At 63.0% G+C, this 16,467-nt stretch carries 18 protein-coding genes; 14 read left to right on the plus strand and 4 right to left on the minus strand.

Annotation, left to right across the window (positions count from 1 at the left end):
• On the minus strand, window positions 1-305 hold a 305-nt coding region (locus B2246_RS05165; RefSeq protein WP_349676969.1), incomplete at its 3' end, for an RnfABCDGE type electron transport complex subunit B.
• Between the two features lie 194 nt (window positions 306-499).
• Here B2246_RS05165 and B2246_RS05170 point away from each other — a divergent pair.
• Window positions 500-1,132: a TetR family transcriptional regulator gene (locus B2246_RS05170; protein ID WP_008649310.1), complete on the plus strand. Its 633-nt coding sequence runs from the start codon at window positions 500-502 to the stop codon at window positions 1,130-1,132.
• A 78-nt stretch (window positions 1,133-1,210) separates the two neighbouring features.
• Here B2246_RS05170 and B2246_RS05175 read toward each other — a convergent pair whose 3' ends face one another.
• Window positions 1,211-2,455, minus strand: coding sequence for a polyhydroxyalkanoate depolymerase (locus B2246_RS05175; RefSeq protein ID WP_286880183.1), 1,245 nt, complete (start codon window positions 2,453-2,455; stop codon window positions 1,211-1,213).
• Between the two features lie 252 nt (window positions 2,456-2,707).
• Complete coding sequence (locus tag B2246_RS05180; protein ID WP_008649306.1) at window positions 2,708-3,904, minus strand: amino acid aminotransferase; 1,197 nt, start codon at window positions 3,902-3,904, stop codon at window positions 2,708-2,710.
• A gap of 197 nt (window positions 3,905-4,101) precedes the next feature.
• Between B2246_RS05180 and uvrB the strand changes: the two genes are divergently transcribed.
• From uvrB to iscX, 13 genes are all read left to right on the plus strand, one after another.
• The gene (gene uvrB, locus B2246_RS05185) at window positions 4,102-6,195 is read left to right on the plus strand and encodes an excinuclease ABC subunit UvrB (protein WP_286880185.1); all 2,094 of its coding nucleotides are present in this window, start codon (window positions 4,102-4,104) and stop codon (window positions 6,193-6,195) included.
• A gap of 94 nt (window positions 6,196-6,289) precedes the next feature.
• Complete coding sequence (locus B2246_RS05190) at window positions 6,290-6,511, plus strand: hypothetical protein (protein WP_008649303.1); 222 nt, start codon at window positions 6,290-6,292, stop codon at window positions 6,509-6,511.
• Between the two features lie 50 nt (window positions 6,512-6,561).
• Entirely contained in the window at window positions 6,562-6,801 is a 240-nt protein-coding gene (locus B2246_RS05195) for a hypothetical protein (RefSeq protein ID WP_008649302.1), read from the plus strand.
• A gap of 49 nt (window positions 6,802-6,850) precedes the next feature.
• Window positions 6,851-7,330 (plus strand): low molecular weight protein-tyrosine-phosphatase, encoded by a 480-nt coding sequence (locus tag B2246_RS05200; RefSeq protein WP_008649301.1) that lies wholly within the window; start codon window positions 6,851-6,853, stop codon window positions 7,328-7,330.
• A complete protein-coding gene (locus B2246_RS05205; protein ID WP_186425244.1) occupies window positions 7,330-9,426 on the plus strand; it encodes a site-specific recombinase in 2,097 nt (698 codons plus the stop codon). The genes B2246_RS05200 and B2246_RS05205 overlap by 1 nt, the downstream gene beginning before the upstream one ends.
• Window positions 9,427-9,523: 97 nt before the next feature.
• Window positions 9,524-10,078, plus strand: coding sequence for a Fe-S cluster assembly transcriptional regulator IscR (gene iscR, locus B2246_RS05210; RefSeq protein ID WP_008649299.1), 555 nt, complete (start codon window positions 9,524-9,526; stop codon window positions 10,076-10,078).
• A gap of 75 nt (window positions 10,079-10,153) precedes the next feature.
• Window positions 10,154-11,374 carry an IscS subfamily cysteine desulfurase gene (locus B2246_RS05215; RefSeq protein ID WP_008649298.1) on the plus strand — a complete coding sequence of 407 codons (1,221 nt, stop codon included), beginning with the start codon at window positions 10,154-10,156 and terminating at the stop codon, window positions 11,372-11,374.
• A gap of 56 nt (window positions 11,375-11,430) precedes the next feature.
• The gene (gene iscU, locus B2246_RS05220) at window positions 11,431-11,832 is read left to right on the plus strand and encodes a Fe-S cluster assembly scaffold IscU (RefSeq protein WP_008649297.1); all 402 of its coding nucleotides are present in this window, start codon (window positions 11,431-11,433) and stop codon (window positions 11,830-11,832) included.
• 71 nt (window positions 11,833-11,903) lie between these two features.
• Window positions 11,904-12,224 (plus strand): iron-sulfur cluster assembly protein IscA, encoded by a 321-nt coding sequence (iscA, locus tag B2246_RS05225; protein WP_008649296.1) that lies wholly within the window; start codon window positions 11,904-11,906, stop codon window positions 12,222-12,224.
• A gap of 64 nt (window positions 12,225-12,288) precedes the next feature.
• Window positions 12,289-12,807, plus strand: coding sequence for a Fe-S protein assembly co-chaperone HscB (gene hscB, locus B2246_RS05230; protein ID WP_008649287.1), 519 nt, complete (start codon window positions 12,289-12,291; stop codon window positions 12,805-12,807).
• 9 nt (window positions 12,808-12,816) lie between these two features.
• Complete coding sequence (gene hscA, locus B2246_RS05235; RefSeq protein WP_286880191.1) at window positions 12,817-14,682, plus strand: Fe-S protein assembly chaperone HscA; 1,866 nt, start codon at window positions 12,817-12,819, stop codon at window positions 14,680-14,682.
• A 41-nt stretch (window positions 14,683-14,723) separates the two neighbouring features.
• Entirely contained in the window at window positions 14,724-15,062 is a 339-nt protein-coding gene (gene fdx / locus B2246_RS05240) for an ISC system 2Fe-2S type ferredoxin (protein ID WP_008649280.1), read from the plus strand.
• A gap of 22 nt (window positions 15,063-15,084) precedes the next feature.
• A complete protein-coding gene (gene iscX / locus B2246_RS05245) occupies window positions 15,085-15,279 on the plus strand; it encodes a Fe-S cluster assembly protein IscX (protein WP_008649279.1) in 195 nt (64 codons plus the stop codon).
• A gap of 61 nt (window positions 15,280-15,340) precedes the next feature.
• On the opposite strand, the gene B2246_RS05250 is transcribed toward iscX, so the two are convergent.
• Window positions 15,341-16,312 (minus strand): hypothetical protein, encoded by a 972-nt coding sequence (locus B2246_RS05250; RefSeq protein ID WP_234818973.1) that lies wholly within the window; start codon window positions 16,310-16,312, stop codon window positions 15,341-15,343.
• Window positions 16,313-16,467 lie beyond the last annotated feature (155 nt).

The raw sequence follows: 16,467 nt of genomic DNA on the forward strand, positions 1-16,467 counted from the left end.
GGGCAGGCCTGGATACACAGCGTGCAGCCGATACAGAGCGATTCTTCGATCCGGGCGACCGCGCGGGGTTGCTCCACGCCGCGTTCCGGGTCGAGCGGCTGTGGCGCGACGCCGAGCGCCGCTGACAGCCGCACGATGCCTTCGGCGCCGCCCGGGGGGCAACGGTTGCTTGCCGCTTCACCGCGCGCCATGGCTTCGGCGTAGGGGCGGCAGCCATCGAACCCGCACTTGGTGCATTGGGTTTGTGGCAGCAGGGCTTCAAGGCGATCCGCCAGGCTGGCGGCGGCTGAGGGGGTGGTAGTCACGACTGCGAAACGTATATCGAGGGACGGCTGAAATCTGGCACGCTTCTGGCGAGCGTGTGCGCGGCAAGGATTATCCCCGATTTCGTCGCGGGCCAGAAAAAGCGATGATGCGCTGCGTCACCCGTTCGGGGAGGAACAGGGCGATGCGACATTGCTGTGTGCCATAATCCGCGCAACTCACAGACCAGGAATTCATGTCAAACGAGCCAAGAACCAAGCGGGACCCCGAGGGCACGCGCCGGCGCATTCTGGCTGCGGCCACGGAAGAGTTTGCCAAGGGCGGGCTGGCCGGCGCGCGCGTCGACCAGATCGCGCGCCGCGCCGAGACCAACGAGCGGATGCTCTATTACTACTACGGCAGCAAGGAGGGCTTGTTCCTTGCGGTGCTCGAAAAGCAGTATGCGGAGTTTCGCGCGGACGAAGAGCGCCTCCACATCACCGACGAAGACCCGGTTGCCGCCGTCCGCACGCTGGCTCGCTTCGTCTGGGACTGGTATTACCAGCATCCGGAGTTCATCCGGCTGGTGAACAGCGAGAACCTGCACGAGGCGCGGCACCTGAAGAAGTCCGCGCAATTGCATCAGCTCGTCAACCCGGTGGTCGACGTGCTGGCCGACATCATCAAGCGAGGACAGAAGCAGGGCCTGTTCCGCGATGACATCGACGTGCCGCAGTTCTACCTGACCATCTCGGCGCTCGGCTATTACGTGCTGTCGAATCGTTACACGATCAGTGCCGTGATCGGCCGCGACGTGGCCTCGGAGGAGGAGCACGAGCGCTTTGCCGATCTGCATACCAAGATGCTGCTGTCGTATCTGAAGCGCTGAAGCTGGCGCCGGCATCGGCAAATAAAAAAACGCCCGCGAGTCTTCGCGGGCGTTTGACTTTGATGCGACGCGCGACGGTCAGGCGCGGTACTTGCGGATGAAATCGCGCAGTTCCGGGTAGACGCTATCGCGCCAGCGGCGGCCCGAGAAAATCCCGTAGTGGCCGCATTTCTCGGCGGTCAGGTGTTGCTTGCGGGTCTTCGCGATGCCGGTGCACAAGTCGTGCGCGGCGGCGGTCTGGCCGGCGCCCGAAATATCGTCGAGCTCGCCTTCGATCGTCAGCAGGGCAGTGCTCTTGATGTCCTGCGGACGCACCGGCTCGCCGTCGACAACCCACGTGCCATTGGCCAGGCGGAATTCCTGGAACACCGTGCGAATCGTCTCGAGGTAGTACTCGGCCGCCATATCGAGGACGGCGTTGTACTCGTCATAGAACTTGACGTGCGCCTCGGCGTCGTCGGACCCGCCCTGGACCAGGCTCAGGTAGTAGTCATAGTGCGACGACACATGGCGGTCCGGGTTCATCGCCACGAAGCCGGCGTGCTGCAGGAAGCCCGGATAGACGCGGCGGCCGTGGCCCGGGTAGTTGGCCGGCACCGTGTAGATGACGTTGTTCTCGAACCACTCGTAGGACTTGTTGGTGGCGAGCGAGTTGACCGCCGTTGCGCTCTTTCGCGCGTCGATCGGGCCACCCATCATCGTCATGGTGCGCGGGGTCTTCTCACCTGCCGACGCCATCAGCGAGATCGCGGCAAGTACCGGCACGGTCGGCTGGCACACGGAGATCACATTCAGGTTCTCCGCGCCAATGTGGCGGATGAACTCCCGGATGTAACGGATGTAGTCGGACAGATGGAACTCGCCGTGCTCCACCGGCACCATGCGGGCGTCCACCCAGTCGGTCACATAAACTTTGTGGTCCTGCAGCAAAGTGCGCACGGTATCGCGCAGCAGCGTGGAGTGGTGGCCGGACAACGGCGCGCAGACCAGCACGACCGGCTCGTCCTTGAGCAGCTTGATGGTGTCCGGATCGTCCGCATAGCGCTTGAAGCGCACCAGCTTGCAGAACGGCTTGTCCAGGATGGTTTGTTCGACGATCGGAATGTCGCGGCCATTCGAACGGACGGATTTGATGTTGAATTCCGGCTTTTCGTAGGCTTTTCCCAATCGGTACAGCAATTCGTAGCCTGCTGCCAGCCGAGGAGCGCCGGGGACCAGTGAAAGAGGGCTGAGGGGGTTCGTAAATGTCTTTGCAGTCGCTTGGGCCCACGCGGTAAGCGGGTTCAGCATCGTGCGCTGGAATTCATGCAGTTGATAAAGCATGGGGGTACCTGTCTAGCCTTTCTTGTCGCCAACGGATGTCGTGCAACCGATTATGCACGGAATAGAACGATCGTGCTTTGCAGCATAAACCTCATCGTTGTACCTGCAAGTGGGGAAGACAATAGGGCATTTGCCTATATTCCAGATGACATTTCCGAGCGCCCAAAGAAAAAGGCGACCGGAGTGGCCTCCAGGTCGCCTTTCGCTGCCGGATGCCGCATTTTGGTGCGGCGCCCGTCCGATGTCGCCGGTTTAGTAGACGGCGGCGATCGCGTTCACCACGGCGTCGATGTTGCGGCTGTTCAACGCTGCCACGCAGATGCGGCCCGTGCTCACGGCGTAGATGCCGTGTTCGTTGCGCAGGCGGTCCACCTGGGCCGAGGTCAGGCCCGAGTACGAGAACATGCCGCGCTGGGCCTTCACGAACGAGAAGTCGCCCGGCACGCCCTTGGCGGCCAGCTTGTCGACCAGCGCATGGCGCATCAGCTTGATGCGGTCGCGCATTTCGGCCAGTTCCTGCTCCCACATGGCGCGCAGTTCCGGGCTGTTCAGTACGGTGGCCACCACGGTGCCGCCGTGGGTCGGCGGGTTCGAGTAGTTCGTGCGGATGACGCGCTTGATCTGCGACATCACGCGCTGGGCTTCTTCCTTGCCCGTGGTCACGATCGACAGGGCGCCTACGCGCTCGCCGTACAGCGAGAAGCTCTTCGAGAACGAGCTGGAAACGAAGAACGGCAGGCCCGACTCCGCGAACAGGCGCACAGCGGCGCCGTCCGGCTCGATACCCTCGGCAAAGCCCTGGTAGGCCATGTCCAGGAACGGGATCAGGTTACGTTCCTTGACCAGTTCCACGACCTGCTTCCACTGGGCTTCGTCCAGATCCACGCCGGTCGGGTTGTGGCAGCAGGCGTGCAGCACGACGATCGTGTTGGCCGGGTACGACTTCAGCGATTCCACCATGCCGGCGAAGTTCAGGCCGTGGCTGGCAGCGTCGTAGTAGGCATAGTTGATCACGGGGAAACCGGCGGCTTCGAACAGCGCGCGGTGGTTTTCCCAGCTCGGATCGCTGATTGCGACCGATGCGTTCGGGTACAGGCGCTTCAGGAAGTCGGCGCCGATCTTCAGGGCGCCGGTGCCGCCGAGTGCCTGAGCCGTCACCACGCGGCCTTCGGAGATCAGGGCCGATTCCTTGCCGAACAGCAGGGTTTGCACGGCCTGGTCATAGGCGGCGATGCCTTCGATCGGCAGGTAGCCACGCGGCGTGGCGGTCGTCAGGCGGGCCTTTTCGGCCTCCTGCACGGCGCGCAGCAGCGGAATTTTCCCTTCGTCGGTGAAGTACACGCCAACGCCCAGGTTCACCTTGGTGGCGCGGGTATCAGCATTGAACGCTTCATTCAGGCCCAGGATCGGGTCGCGCGGGGCCATCTCGACGGCAGAAAACAAACTCATTTGGAATCTCGTGGTCAGCTGTGTAACAAAACGGAGGGCGTAGAATCGCTTCGACTGCGCAGTGGCTGCAGCGGAACCTGGAACACACTCCTGACAGAACCTGACAGCAGCGTCGGGCAGACTGTGCTTGAACCAAGCCGCGCAACCCCAAGATTCTAGCGTATCCGCCAGTTTTCCTCAGGTATTTCCCTACGTTTATGACGAACCTTGCTGAAGCCGCCCCCGCCCTGGATGAAGACAAATTCGTCACGTTTCCGGGGTCTCCATTCCAGCTTTATCAGCCGTATTCGCCGGCGGGCGACCAGCCGGAGGCGATCCGCCAACTGGTGGAGGGCGTGGAGGACGGCCTGTCGTACCAGACGCTGCTGGGCGTGACCGGCTCCGGCAAGACCTTCACGATGGCCAACGTGATCGCCCGGATGGGCCGGCCGGCCATTGTCTTCGCGCCAAACAAGACACTGGCGGCGCAGCTGTATTCCGAGTTCCGGGAGTTCTTCCCGCGCAACGCGGTCGAGTATTTCGTCAGCTACTACGATTACTACCAGCCCGAGGCCTACGTGCCGCAGCGCGACCTGTTCATCGAGAAGGACTCGTCGATCAACGAGCATATCGAGCAGATGCGGCTGTCGGCGACCAAGAGCCTGCTGGAACGACGCGACACGATCATCGTCGCCACGGTGTCGGCGATCTACGGTATCGGCAATCCGAGCGAATACCACCAGATGATCCTGACGCTGCGTACTGGCGACAAGATCAGCCAGCGCGATGTCATCGCCCGCCTGATCGCGATGCAGTACACGCGCAACGAGACTGACTTCCAGCGCGGCACGTTCCGCGTGCGCGGCGACACGCTCGACATCTTCCCGGCCGAGCACGCCGAGATGGCGGTGCGCGTCGAACTGTTCGACGACGAGGTGGATTCGCTGCAGTTCTTCGATCCGCTGACCGGCCGCGTGCGCCAGAAGATTCCGCGCTTCACGGTCTATCCCTCGAGCCACTATGTGACGCCGCGTGAAACGGTGCTGCGTGCGATCGAGGACATCAAGGTGGAGCTGCGCGAGCGGCTGGATTTCTTCTACAAGGAGAACCGCCTCGTGGAGGCGCAGCGGCTCGAGCAGCGTACGCGGTTCGATCTGGAGATGCTCACCGAACTGGGCTTCTGCAAGGGCATCGAGAACTATTCGCGCCATCTGTCGGGCGCGAAGCCGGGCGAGCCACCGCCGACGCTGGTTGACTATCTGCCGCCAGACGCGCTGATGTTCCTGGACGAGTCCCACGTGCTGATCGGCCAGTTGAACGGCATGTACAACGGCGACCGCGCGCGCAAGACCACGCTGGTCGAGTACGGCTTCCGCTTGCCCTCGGCGCTGGACAACCGGCCGCTCAAGTTCGACGAGTACGAGCGAAAGATGCGCCAGGCGGTGTTTGTGACAGCCACTCCGGCGAACTACGAGAAGGAGCACGCGGGGCAGGTGGTCGAGCAGGTGGTGCGGCCGACCGGGCTGGTCGATCCGGTGATCGAGGTGCGGCCGGCCACGACGCAGGTGGACGACCTGCTTGGGGAAATCCATCAGCGGGTCAAGGTCAACGAACGTGTGCTGGTGACGACGCTGACAAAGCGCATGGCGGAGCAACTGACCGAGTTCCTTTCGGAAAACGGCGTGAAGGTCCGCTACCTGCATTCGGACATTGATACCGTCGAGCGCGTGGAAATCATTCGCGACCTGCGGCTTGGCACGTTCGATGTGCTCGTGGGCATCAACCTGCTGCGCGAGGGGCTCGACATCCCCGAGGTGTCGCTGGTGGCGATCCTCGATGCGGACAAGGAGGGTTTCCTGCGCGCCGAGCGTTCTCTGATCCAGACCATCGGGCGGGCCGCGCGTAACGTCAATGGCACGGCCATCCTGTATGGCGACCGCATGACCGACTCGATGAAGGTGGCGATCCGGGAAACCGAGCGTCGCCGCGAGAAGCAGATGGCCTTCAACGAAGCCAACGGCATCACGCCGCGAGGCGTGGTCAAGCGCATCAAGGACATCATCGACGGGGTCTACAACGCCGACGATGTCAAGGCCGAACTGACGGCCGCCGCCGAGCGGGCCAGGTACGAAGACATGAGCGAAAAGCAGGTGGCCAAGGAGATCAAGCGGCTGGAGAAGCAGATGCTCGACCACGCCAAGAACCTGGAGTTCGAAAAGGCGGCCCAGGTGCGCGATCAACTCGCGAAGCTGCGGACGCAGGTGTTCGGGGCTGGGGCCGACGGCGATCATCTCCTGCCGCCGTCCGCGTAAGAGGTCGATCGGGGATCACCCCGAGCCACGGCGTATCGCCGGCATCCTATAGTGGTTGGGGCGGAGACGCCGGATCACGGACAAGGAGCACGCCATGGTGAGTCAGTTCGAATATGGTGGTTATGCGGTAGTGGCCCGTGCAGTCCCGCACGCGGGCGGTGGGTTTGCCGGGGTATTGACGATTGCCGACGCGTTCGGCGAGCCCGGCGGCCCGACTTTCGAGACGGAAACCGGCACGGCGCATTCGCCCGAGGCTGCGCTTGCCCTGGCGGAAGCCGAGGCCATGCGTACGATCGACGCCGGTGAAGTGAACTGACGGGCCGGCAACGCGCAGCATCCGGAAGCGCAGGACGCAGGAGACAGGTAATGGCCTATAGCAGTGAGTGGAAGAAGAGGGTTTTCGAGACGCACGAGATTCAGGTGCTGGTGAAACCCCGTTCACCGATCGCATGGGAATACACGGTGCGGGTGTGCCGCAAGGGCACGAATATCCGCGCTGCCAGCACGATGGTGGAAACAGCGCCACCCTCCGAGCGGTACGGAACGCCCGAAGAAGCCGAGGCGGCCGGATTCGCGCGTGGCAAGGCGATCGCCGAGCAGCTCTGACCGGGCGAAGTCGTTTCGGCGTCAGTCGGCAGGCGGTAGAATCGCGCCGATGAAAAAGTACGCCATTCTGATGTGTTGCATGGGCAATATCTGCCGTTCCCCGACGGCGGAGGGTGTCCTGCGCGCCAAGCTCGAGGCCGCCGGCCTTGCCGATCTGGTCGAACTCGATTCGGCCGGCACGCATGACTATCACGTGGGCAGGGCGCCCGACGCGCGCAGCCAGCGCCATGCGCTGCGACGCGGCTACGACTTGTCCGCACTGCGTGCCCGGCAGGTGGTCGTGGCGGACTTCAGTCGCTTCGACCTGGTGCTGGCGATGGACCAGGCCAACCTTTCGGCGCTGCGCGCGCTCCATGCCGATGCTGGCGCCGACAGGCTACGCCTGCTGATGAGCTTTGCCACGCAGCACAACGCCGAGGAAGTGCCCGACCCGTACTACGGCGAGGGCGATGGTTTCGAGCGCGTGCTGGACTATATCGAGGATGCCTGTGACGGCGTGATCGAGATGTTGCGGAAGCGGCTGATCTGATGCTGCGTTCCCTGTTTCGAAAGTGGCGCGAGTCACGCAATGCCAGCCTGCAACTGGATGCCATCCTGGCCGCGGCCGACCCCGATGCGCTGCTCGCCGACCGAAATCAATGGCTGATCGAACTCGCCTACTGGCTGCGCCGGGACGGCAATCTCGATGCCGGCGCGGAGGCGGGCGGGGCCGGCAGCCGCAGTTTTCCGGTCCATGTTCGTCTGCGTTACCTGCTGCAGGTGCTGGCCCGGCATCCCGACTGGGCCGACAGCTTCGCCCGCACGGTCCGCTCGATCGTGCGCGACAACGATCCGACCTCGCTGTTCTGCGATACCGGCGTGGCCTCCCACCCTGGGATCTGGAGCGAGATGGCGGACCGGCTCCAGGCGCGCTTCCTGCCGCCGCCCCCGAATCGCAGCGATATGGCGGGCCTGTTCGCGCTGTTGTTTGTCGATGAGAACGACGCTGACTGGGTCGAGACACTCGACGACGAACTGGTCGAGCGGCTTGCCCAGGCGTTGCTGGTGGGCGCCGAGGGCGGGGCGGAAGAAGGGGATGGCGTCAAGCGCCTGCGCAAGGCGCGCGAGGCAACGCTGACGGCCAGCATCCAGGTTCTGGTGAGCCAGGTGAAGGCGACGGGGCTGAGTCAGGCGATCCGCAGCCGCCTGCGTGGGCGTGTGGACGAGACACCGTTCTTCCGCCTGGACCGCGCTGTCGCGGCATTGTGCGAGGAAGGACTGGCGCACGATGATGCATTCGTCCATCGGCTCAATTATTTCCGTGGCCTGCTCGACGGTTGCCACGCAGCCGCGCGCCAGGTCTACGAGGATCTCGAGGAAAACGGTGTCTCCGTGGAGGTGGTGTTCCAGATCGAGCGGATGAAGGCTCGCCTGGCACGCATCGATCTGCTCCTCACCGCATGGGTCGATCCCTCGCACCATGGGCGGCACGCGCACCTGATTGCCGAGTTGATCCGATCGACGCAGGCGCGGCGCAGCGTCGGGCATCTGATGAGTTCGTCGTTCGCGCAACTCGCGCGCAAGGTCGTCGAGCGTTCGGCCGAGAGCGGCGAGCACTACATCACGCGCGATCGCAAGGAGTATGCCGAACTGATGCGCGCCGCGATGGGCGGTGGTCTGGTTACCGTCCTCACCGTCTACCTGAAGTTCCTGATCTACGGGCTTCACCTGGACAAGTTCATCGAAGGCTTCCTGGCCTCGCTGAACTACGCGGGTAGCTTCCTCGCGATCCATTTCGCGCATTTCACGCTGGCCACCAAGCAGCCGGCCATGACGGGGCCGGCGCTGGCACACCGGCTCGACGGCGCTGGGCGGCCGGAAGGGCGCGAGATTTTCGTCGACGACACGATCGCCATGATCCGGTCAAATGCGGCCGCGATCTTCGGCAACCTGTCCGTGGTGTTCCCGGTGGCGCTGGCGATCGAGTGGGGCGTGGGCAAGGCGTTCGGCGCCCACCTGCTGACGCCCGCGAAGGCGATCGCGACGATCGAATCGTTCTCGATCCTTGGCCCTACGCCGCTCTATGCGATCTTCACGGGCGTGCTGCTCTGGCTGTCGAGCCTGATCGCGGGATGGGCCGACAACTGGTTCGCGCTGCATCGTGTGCACGATGTCATGGCCTACAACCGGCGCTTGCGCTATGTACTCGGTCAACGCGGCGCGATGCGCCTGGCCGACTTCTGGAAACGCAATCTCTCGGGCATCACGGCCAACGTGTCGCTGGGCTTTCTGCTTGGGCTGGGGCCAGAGATCCTGAGCTTCTTCGGCCCGCACATGGAAGTGCGCCATGTGACGCTTTCAACGGGTTCGATCGGCGCAGCCATTGGCGTGCTTGGGCTCGATGCGCTGCGCATGCCCGCCCTGTGGCTAGCGGTGGCGGGGATCGCGCTGATGGGGGTATTGAACGTGGCGGTGAGCTTCGCGCTGGCTTTCAACATGGCCCTGCGCTCGCGCAACCTGCGTCGGGTCGATCGGCGGGAAGTGGTGCGGGCGGTGCGTCAGCGCATTCTCCGGCACCCGCTTTCATTGCTGATTCCGCCGCGTAAAGCGCCGGATTCGGCGCCCGAGGGAAGCCCGTCGTTATAGCGAGTGGAACACTGCATTGCAGCAAGGGGTACTTGACTGATTTAGTCGGAAAATCTTATACTCGACCGAAATCCTCAAGTATTCCTCCCCGAGCATCATGAGACTGACCACCAAAGGCCGTTTCGCGGTAACCGCCATGATCGACTTGGCCATGCGCCAGGACCAGGGTCCTGTCACCCTGGCAGGCATCAGTCAACGTCAGAAGATCTCCCTGTCGTACCTGGAACAGCTGTTCGGCAAGCTGCGCCGCCACGAAATCGTGGAGAGCGTGCGTGGCCCGGGCGGCGGGTACAGTCTCGCCCGCAAGGCCGAGGACGTCACGGTGGCGGACATCATCATCGCCGTGGACGAACCGCTCGATGCGACGCAGTGCGGGGGGAAGGGCAATTGTAACGGAGATGACGGCAGCGGACGCTGCATGACCCACGAACTGTGGGCCACGCTGAACCAGAAGATGGTTGAGTATCTCGACTCCGTCTCCCTGAAGAATCTGGTCGACCAGCAGCGCGCCCGCCAGCCGGCGGTGCTGCACGACATGCGCGAAGACGCCGCGCAGCAGCCGGTCGCCGTGTCCCGTGGCAAGGCGGACAAGCAGGAAAAGCCGGCACGCCCCCGCGTGGTCAATTCGGTATTCAGCCTCGCGCAGTCCTGAGCAGGGATTTCGCGGCTGCAGTAAACTATCGGTAGACATTAAGCGATTAGCTGTACCTATAAGGCAGTCATAACGATGAGCACCACCCCACATTTCCCGATCTACATGGATTACTCGGCAACGACGCCGGTGGACCCGCGCGTGGCCGACAAGATGATTCCGTACCTGCGCGAGCAGTTCGGTAATCCGGCGTCGCGTAGCCACGCGTATGGCTGGGACGCCGAGCGCGCTGTGGAAGAGGCGCGCGAGCAGGTGGCCGCGCTGGTCGGCGCCGATCCGCGCGAAATCGTCTGGACGTCGGGCGCGACCGAGTCGGACAACCTCGCCATCAAGGGCGCGGCGAATTTCTACTCGGGCAAGGGCAAGCACATCATCACCGTGAAGACCGAGCACAAGGCCGTGCTCGATACCACGCGTGAACTGGAGCGTCAGGGCTTCGAGGTGACGTACCTCGACGTCAAGGATGACGGCCTGATCGACATGGATGTGTTCAAGCAGGCGATTCGCCCGGACACGATCCTGGTGTCGGTGATGCTGGTGAACAACGAGATTGGTGTGATCCAGGACGTAGAGCAGATCGGTGAGATCTGCCGCGAGAAGGGCATCATCTTCCATTGCGACGCCGCGCAGGCGACCGGCAAGGTGACCATCGACCTGAGCACGCTGAAGTGCGACCTGATGTCGTTCTCGGCCCACAAGACCTATGGCCCGAAGGGCATCGGAGCGCTGTATGTCCGCCGCAAGCCGCGCGTGCGCATCGAAGCGCAAATGCACGGCGGCGGTCACGAGCGCGGCATGCGCTCGGGCACGCTGGCTCCGCACCAGATCGTTGGCATGGGCGAGGCATTCCGTCTGGCCCGCGAGGAAATGGCCACGGAAAACGAACGTATCCGGATGCTGCGCGACCGCCTGTGGAATGGCCTGTCGAGCATGGAAGAGGTGTACCTGAACGGCTCGATGGAACACCGCGTGCCGCACAACCTCAACGTCAGCTTCAACTTCGTCGAGGGTGAGTCGCTGATCATGGCGATCAAGGACGTGGCCGTGTCGTCGGGTTCGGCCTGCACGTCGGCTTCGCTGGAGCCGTCGTACGTGCTGCGCGCCCTGGGGCGCAATGATGAGCTGGCGCACAGCTCGATCCGTTTCACCGTGGGCCGCTTCACGACCGAAGCCGAAATCGACTACACCGTCGAACTGCTCAAGAACAAGATCGGCAAGCTGCGCGACCTGTCGCCGCTGTGGGAAATGTTCAAGGACGGCGTCGACCTGAATTCGATCCAGTGGGCCGCGCACTGATTGCGGCACACGTAAAAAGAACAACCCCATTAAAAGATTGATTAGAGGTAGCCAAAATGTCTTACAGCAACAAGGTTCTCGACCACTATGAAAATCCGCGTAACGTCGGTTCGTTCGACAAGAACGACGACGCGGTGGGTACCGGCATGGTCGGCGCCCCGGCCTGCGGCGATGTGATGAAGCTGCAGATCAAGGTGAACGAGGCTGGCGTGATCGAAGACGCCAAGTTCAAGACCTATGGTTGTGGCTCGGCGATCGCCTCGTCGTCGCTGGTGACCGAGTGGGTCAAGGGCAAGACCGTGGACCAGGCGCTGGAGATCAAGAACACCCAGATCGCCGAGGAACTGGCCCTGCCGCCGGTGAAGATCCACTGCTCGATCCTCGCCGAGGACGCCATCAAGGCGGCCGTCGATGATTACAAGAAGAAGCACCCGGGCGCCGAGCAGAAGGCTGCCTGATCCGGCGTAGACGGTTTGCATGACCGCGCGTGGCAAGTGGGTCGCGCGCGGTGTTCGACAGCAAGGCAAAGATGATCTCAATGACCGAAAAGGCGGCCAAGCACGTCGCCCGATACCTGGAACGCCGCGGCAAGGGCGTGGGCCTGCGCGTGGGCGTGAAGACGACCGGCTGTTCGGGTCTGGCGTACAAGCTTGAGTACGTCGATGAAGTGCTGCCCGAAGACCAGGTGTTTGAAACGCACGGCATCAAGGTGATCGTGGACCCGAAGAGCCTGCCGTACATCGACGGCACCGAGCTGGATTTCGCACGCGAAGGGTTGAACGAAGGCTTCAAGTTCAATAACCCCAACGTCAAGGACGAGTGCGGCTGCGGCGAGTCGTTCCGGGTCTGACGGCTTTTGCCGCAAGGCATGCAACAGGGGGCGGCATAGCCGCTCCTTTTTGTTGGGGAAGCTCTTGAAAGACGATTTTTTTGCGCTGTTCGGGCTGCCTGCCCGTTATGAAGTGGACGAGGCCGCGCTGGACGCGGCCTATCGCACGGTCCAGTCGCAGGCACACCCGGACCGTTTCGCCAATGCGGGCGATGCCGAGCGGCGCGTGGCCATGCAGTGGGCCGCACATGCCAACGAGGCATACCGGACGCTGCGTCAGCCGCTCAAGCGCGCGATCTATCTTCTGCATCTGCGGGGCGTCGATATCCAGGCCGAGAGCAATACGGCCATGGCACCCGAATTCCTGATGCAGCAGATGGAATGGCGTGAGGCGCTGCAGGATGCGGTCGACAGCCGCGCGGTGGATCAACTGGATCGCCTGCTGCGCGATCTGCGTCAGGAAAAGCTCGAGCGCCACGCGGCGCTCGGCGCGCTGCTTGATGCAGACGATAACGGCGCCGCTGGCGAGGCGGCACGACAGCTAATGTTTATCGAGAAGATCGAACACGACGCGAGCGAGGCGATCGATCGTCTCGAGGATTGAAGAAATACCATGGCACTGCTCCAGATTTCCGAACCCGGCATGTCGCCGGCGCCCCATCAGCGCCGATTGGCCGTGGGTATCGACCTTGGCACCACCAACTCGCTGGTGGCCGCCGTGCGCAACAGCATTCCCGAAGTCCTGCCCGACGAGCACGGCCGCGCGCTGCTGCCGTCCGTGGTGCGTTATTTGCCGAACGGCAATGCGCATATCGGCTACAAGGCCCAGGACGAGGCCGTGCGCGATCCCAAGAACACGATCATTTCGGTCAAGCGCTTCATGGGCCGTGGCGTGCGCGACGTGGCCAATATCGAGCACAGCCTGTACGACTTCGTCGATGCGCTGGGCATGGTCCAGTTGAAGACCGCTGCCGGCATCAAGAGCCCGGTGGAAGTCTCGGCCGAGATCCTTGCCACGCTGCGCCAACGCGCGGAAGACTCGCTTGGTGATGAACTGGTCGGTGCCGTGATCACGGTGCCGGCGTACTTCGACGATGCACAGCGTCAGGCCACCAAGGACGCCGCTCAACTGGCGGGCCTCGAGGTGCTGCGCCTGCTCAACGAGCCGACTGCCGCCGCGATTGCCTATGGCCTCGACAACGCCGCGGAAGGCATTTACGCCGTCTATGACCTGGGCGGTGGCACCTTCGATATCTCGGTGCTCAAGCTGACCAAGGGTGTGTTCGAAGTGATGTCGACGGGCGGCGATTCGGCGCTCGGTGGCGACGACTTCGACCAGCGCCTGCTGTGCTGGATCGTCGAGCAGGTCGGTCTGCAACCGCTGTCCGCCGAAGACTCGCGTCTGCTGATGGTGCGCGCCCGCGCGGCGAAGGAAGCGCTGTCGTCCAGTGACAGCACGGTGATTGACGCCGTGCTGACGAGCGGCGAGATCGTGCATCTCACGCTGGATGCCGATACCTTCATACAGATCACCGCCAACCTGGTGCAGAAGACGCTGACGCCGGTGCGCAAGGCGTTGCGTGACGCCGGTGTCGGTCCCGAGGACGTGAAGGGCGTGGTCCTGGTGGGTGGCGCCACGAGAATGCCGGCGATCCGCAAGGCGGTGGGCGACTACTTTGGCCAGCAGCCGCTGACCAACCTCGATCCGGACCGGGTTGTGGCGCTGGGCGCAGCCATGCAGGCGAACCTGCTGGCCGGCAACCATGCGCCGGGTGAGGATTGGCTGCTGCTCGACGTGATCCCGCTCTCGCTGGGGGTGGAAACGATGGGTGGGCTGGTCGAGAAGATCGTCCCGCGCAACAGCACGATTCCCGTGGCGCGCGCGCAGGAGTTCACCACGTTCAAGGACGGCCAGACCGCAATGGCGATTCACGTGCTGCAAGGCGAGCGCGAGCTGGCCAGCGACTGCCGTTCGCTGGCGCGCTTCGAGCTGCGTGGCATTCCGCCGATGGTGGCCGGCGCGGCGCGTATCCGCGTGACCTACCAGGTGGATGCCGACGGCCTGCTGTCGGTGTCGGCCCGCGAGATCGGTTCCGGGGTGGAAGCATCTGTGACGGTCAAGCCTTCGTATGGCCTGGCCGATGACGATATCGCCCGCATGTTGCAGGAGAGCTTCCAGGAAGCCGAGCACGACATGAAGAACCGCGCGCTCGCCGAGGAACGCGTGGACGCTGCCCGTCTGGTGGAAGCCACTACGCGTGCGCTCGAAACCGACGGCAACCTTCTGTCCGCCGACGAGCGTGCCGCAGTCGACGCGCTGATTGCCAATGTGAGCGAAATCGCCAAGGGCGAGGACCATCGCGCGATCAAGGCGGCGGTCGAACGCCTCTCGCAAGGCACCGACGAGTTTGCCGCACGCCGCATGGACCGCTCGATCAAGAGCGCGCTGGCCGGCAAGAAGGTTCAGGAAATCGGCTGAAGGCGGCGCTGCCCGCGCCGCGGAAAGACAACAGGATAGAAATGCCACAGATCATCGTTTTGCCCCACGTCGAGTTGTGTCCCGAAGGGGCTGTCTTCGAAGCCAAGACCGGCACGAGCGTCTGCGACGCGTTGCTTGCCAATGGCATCGAGATCGAACATGCGTGCGAGAAGTCGTGCGCTTGCACCACTTGCCACGTGATCGTGCGCGAGGGATTCAATTCGCTCGAAGACGCCGAGGAAAAGGAAGAAGACCTGCTCGACAAGGCATGGGGTCTGGAACCGAATTCACGCCTGTCGTGCCAGGCGCTGGTGGCGGACGACGACCTGACCGTCGAGATTCCGAAGTACACGATCAACCATGCCAAGGAAGGCCACTGAGCCTGACGCCCGGAGTTTCCTTATGAAATGGACTGATACCTACGATATCGCCGCCGCGCTCTATGACAAGTTTCCGGAGGTCGATCCGCTGACGGTGCGCTTCACGCAACTGCGCCAGTGGGTGCTCGAACTCGACGACTTTAGCGATCTGCCCGAGCGTTCGGGCGAGAAGATCCTGGAGGCAATTCAGGCAGCGTGGATCGAGGAAGCGCAGTAAGCCTGCGTGACCTTTGAGAAAAAAAGCACGGCGATCATGCCGTGCTTTTTTGTTTTCCGCGTCAGAAGCGGTAGCCGATACCGCCCATGATGATGTCCGTGTCCCGGTCATAGCCGGTCACCGTCCGGTTCCACGACAGGCGTGCAGACCATTGCTGGTTGATCCGGTAACTGGCCGACATCGTCATCAGCCCCGACCACCGCGACGGTGTCTCGGGTGCGGCCTGGCCGTGATTGCTCAGGTCGATCGCGTAGTAGGGCCCGGCGCCAACGCCCAGCGTCAGCTTGTCATTGAAGAATGCGCGCTCCACCCACAGCTGCGCGGCCACGCCATTGCGGCGCAATGCGGCGTTCTGGCCTTCATTGATATAGCTCACCGTGCCTGACAGGTAGCGGCTCAGGCCGCGCCGGTATTCGATCGCCTTGGCGAACGACGTTTCCGAATTGAACGTGTTCACAATGGTCCCGCCCAGGAACACGGTGAATTCATTCTGCGTGACGTTATTCGTGCGAGACGGCGGCGGCACCACGGGTCCGCCGCGATCGCCACGATCGAGCTGGTAGCCCACGCCGAGCAGCAGCGTATTGGTCTTGATGCTCGACCGCGTCTGCGCGCGGTTGTATCGCGCCTGCACCATCCACGGGCCGCCGTTGACATACCAGGTGGCGGACAAGCTGGCCAATGCGCCCCAGCCGTGGTCGTTGTCGGAGCCATTGCCTGAGCTTCGGCTGGTGGTGTCGAAATAGCGATAGGGGCCAATGCCGACGGCGACGTTGAGATTCCGGTCGGCAAATGGATAGCGCCACCAGAGCTGAACGCTGTGACCATCGCGATGGTGGTCGGGGATATGGCCTTCGTTCAGATAGGAGAACGATGCGTACCAGTTCTCGGACAGATTGTGCTGGTAGCTGTAGGTGTAGCCGTAGCTGGATTCACCACCCTGGTCAGAGCGCTGCAAGCCGCCCAGTACAAGCACCTCCTGTCCATGGACAGGCGCCATCCACGCGGTGGCGCTCAACAACAAGACTGACATGCGCAGACGGCGCGACAGAAAAGACAGAACTTCAGACAACAACATTACAGTGGCCAGCAAAGAAATCGGGCCATCTTAACAATCAGGGCCGGCAAAAAGCCAGCCCCCGGTTCAAGGTTGCGCCAGATCAGAGTCTTGCTGATTGGCTTGAACGC

The sequence above is a fragment of the Cupriavidus sp. UBA2010 genome, assembly GCF_002335265.1.
Lineage (GTDB): Bacteria > Pseudomonadota > Gammaproteobacteria > Burkholderiales > Burkholderiaceae > Cupriavidus > Cupriavidus metallidurans.

Excerpts from the sequence above, each read along its gene's own strand:
- B2246_RS05175 (WP_286880183.1), bottom strand. The coding sequence starts at position 2,455 with ATGCTTTATCAACTGCATGAATTCCAGCGCACGATGCTGAACCCGCTT.
- B2246_RS05170 (WP_008649310.1), top strand. The coding sequence starts at position 500 with ATGTCAAACGAGCCAAGAACCAAGCGGGACCCCGAGGGCACGCGCCGG.
- iscU (WP_008649297.1), top strand. The coding sequence starts at position 11,431 with ATGTCTTACAGCAACAAGGTTCTCGACCACTATGAAAATCCGCGTAAC.
- uvrB (WP_286880185.1), top strand. The coding sequence starts at position 4,102 with ATGACGAACCTTGCTGAAGCCGCCCCCGCCCTGGATGAAGACAAATTC.
- fdx (WP_008649280.1), top strand. The coding sequence starts at position 14,724 with ATGCCACAGATCATCGTTTTGCCCCACGTCGAGTTGTGTCCCGAAGGG.
- iscX (WP_008649279.1), top strand. The coding sequence starts at position 15,085 with ATGAAATGGACTGATACCTACGATATCGCCGCCGCGCTCTATGACAAG.
- B2246_RS05200 (WP_008649301.1), top strand. The coding sequence starts at position 6,851 with ATGAAAAAGTACGCCATTCTGATGTGTTGCATGGGCAATATCTGCCGT.
- B2246_RS05195 (WP_008649302.1), top strand. The coding sequence starts at position 6,562 with ATGGCCTATAGCAGTGAGTGGAAGAAGAGGGTTTTCGAGACGCACGAG.
- hscA (WP_286880191.1), top strand. The coding sequence starts at position 12,817 with ATGGCACTGCTCCAGATTTCCGAACCCGGCATGTCGCCGGCGCCCCAT.
- B2246_RS05180 (WP_008649306.1), bottom strand. The coding sequence starts at position 3,904 with ATGAGTTTGTTTTCTGCCGTCGAGATGGCCCCGCGCGACCCGATCCTG.
- B2246_RS05205 (WP_186425244.1), top strand. The coding sequence starts at position 7,330 with ATGCTGCGTTCCCTGTTTCGAAAGTGGCGCGAGTCACGCAATGCCAGC.
- iscA (WP_008649296.1), top strand. The coding sequence starts at position 11,904 with ATGATCTCAATGACCGAAAAGGCGGCCAAGCACGTCGCCCGATACCTG.
- iscR (WP_008649299.1), top strand. The coding sequence starts at position 9,524 with ATGAGACTGACCACCAAAGGCCGTTTCGCGGTAACCGCCATGATCGAC.
- B2246_RS05215 (WP_008649298.1), top strand. The coding sequence starts at position 10,154 with ATGAGCACCACCCCACATTTCCCGATCTACATGGATTACTCGGCAACG.
- B2246_RS05250 (WP_234818973.1), bottom strand. The coding sequence starts at position 16,312 with ATGTCAGTCTTGTTGTTGAGCGCCACCGCGTGGATGGCGCCTGTCCAT.
- B2246_RS05190 (WP_008649303.1), top strand. The coding sequence starts at position 6,290 with ATGGTGAGTCAGTTCGAATATGGTGGTTATGCGGTAGTGGCCCGTGCA.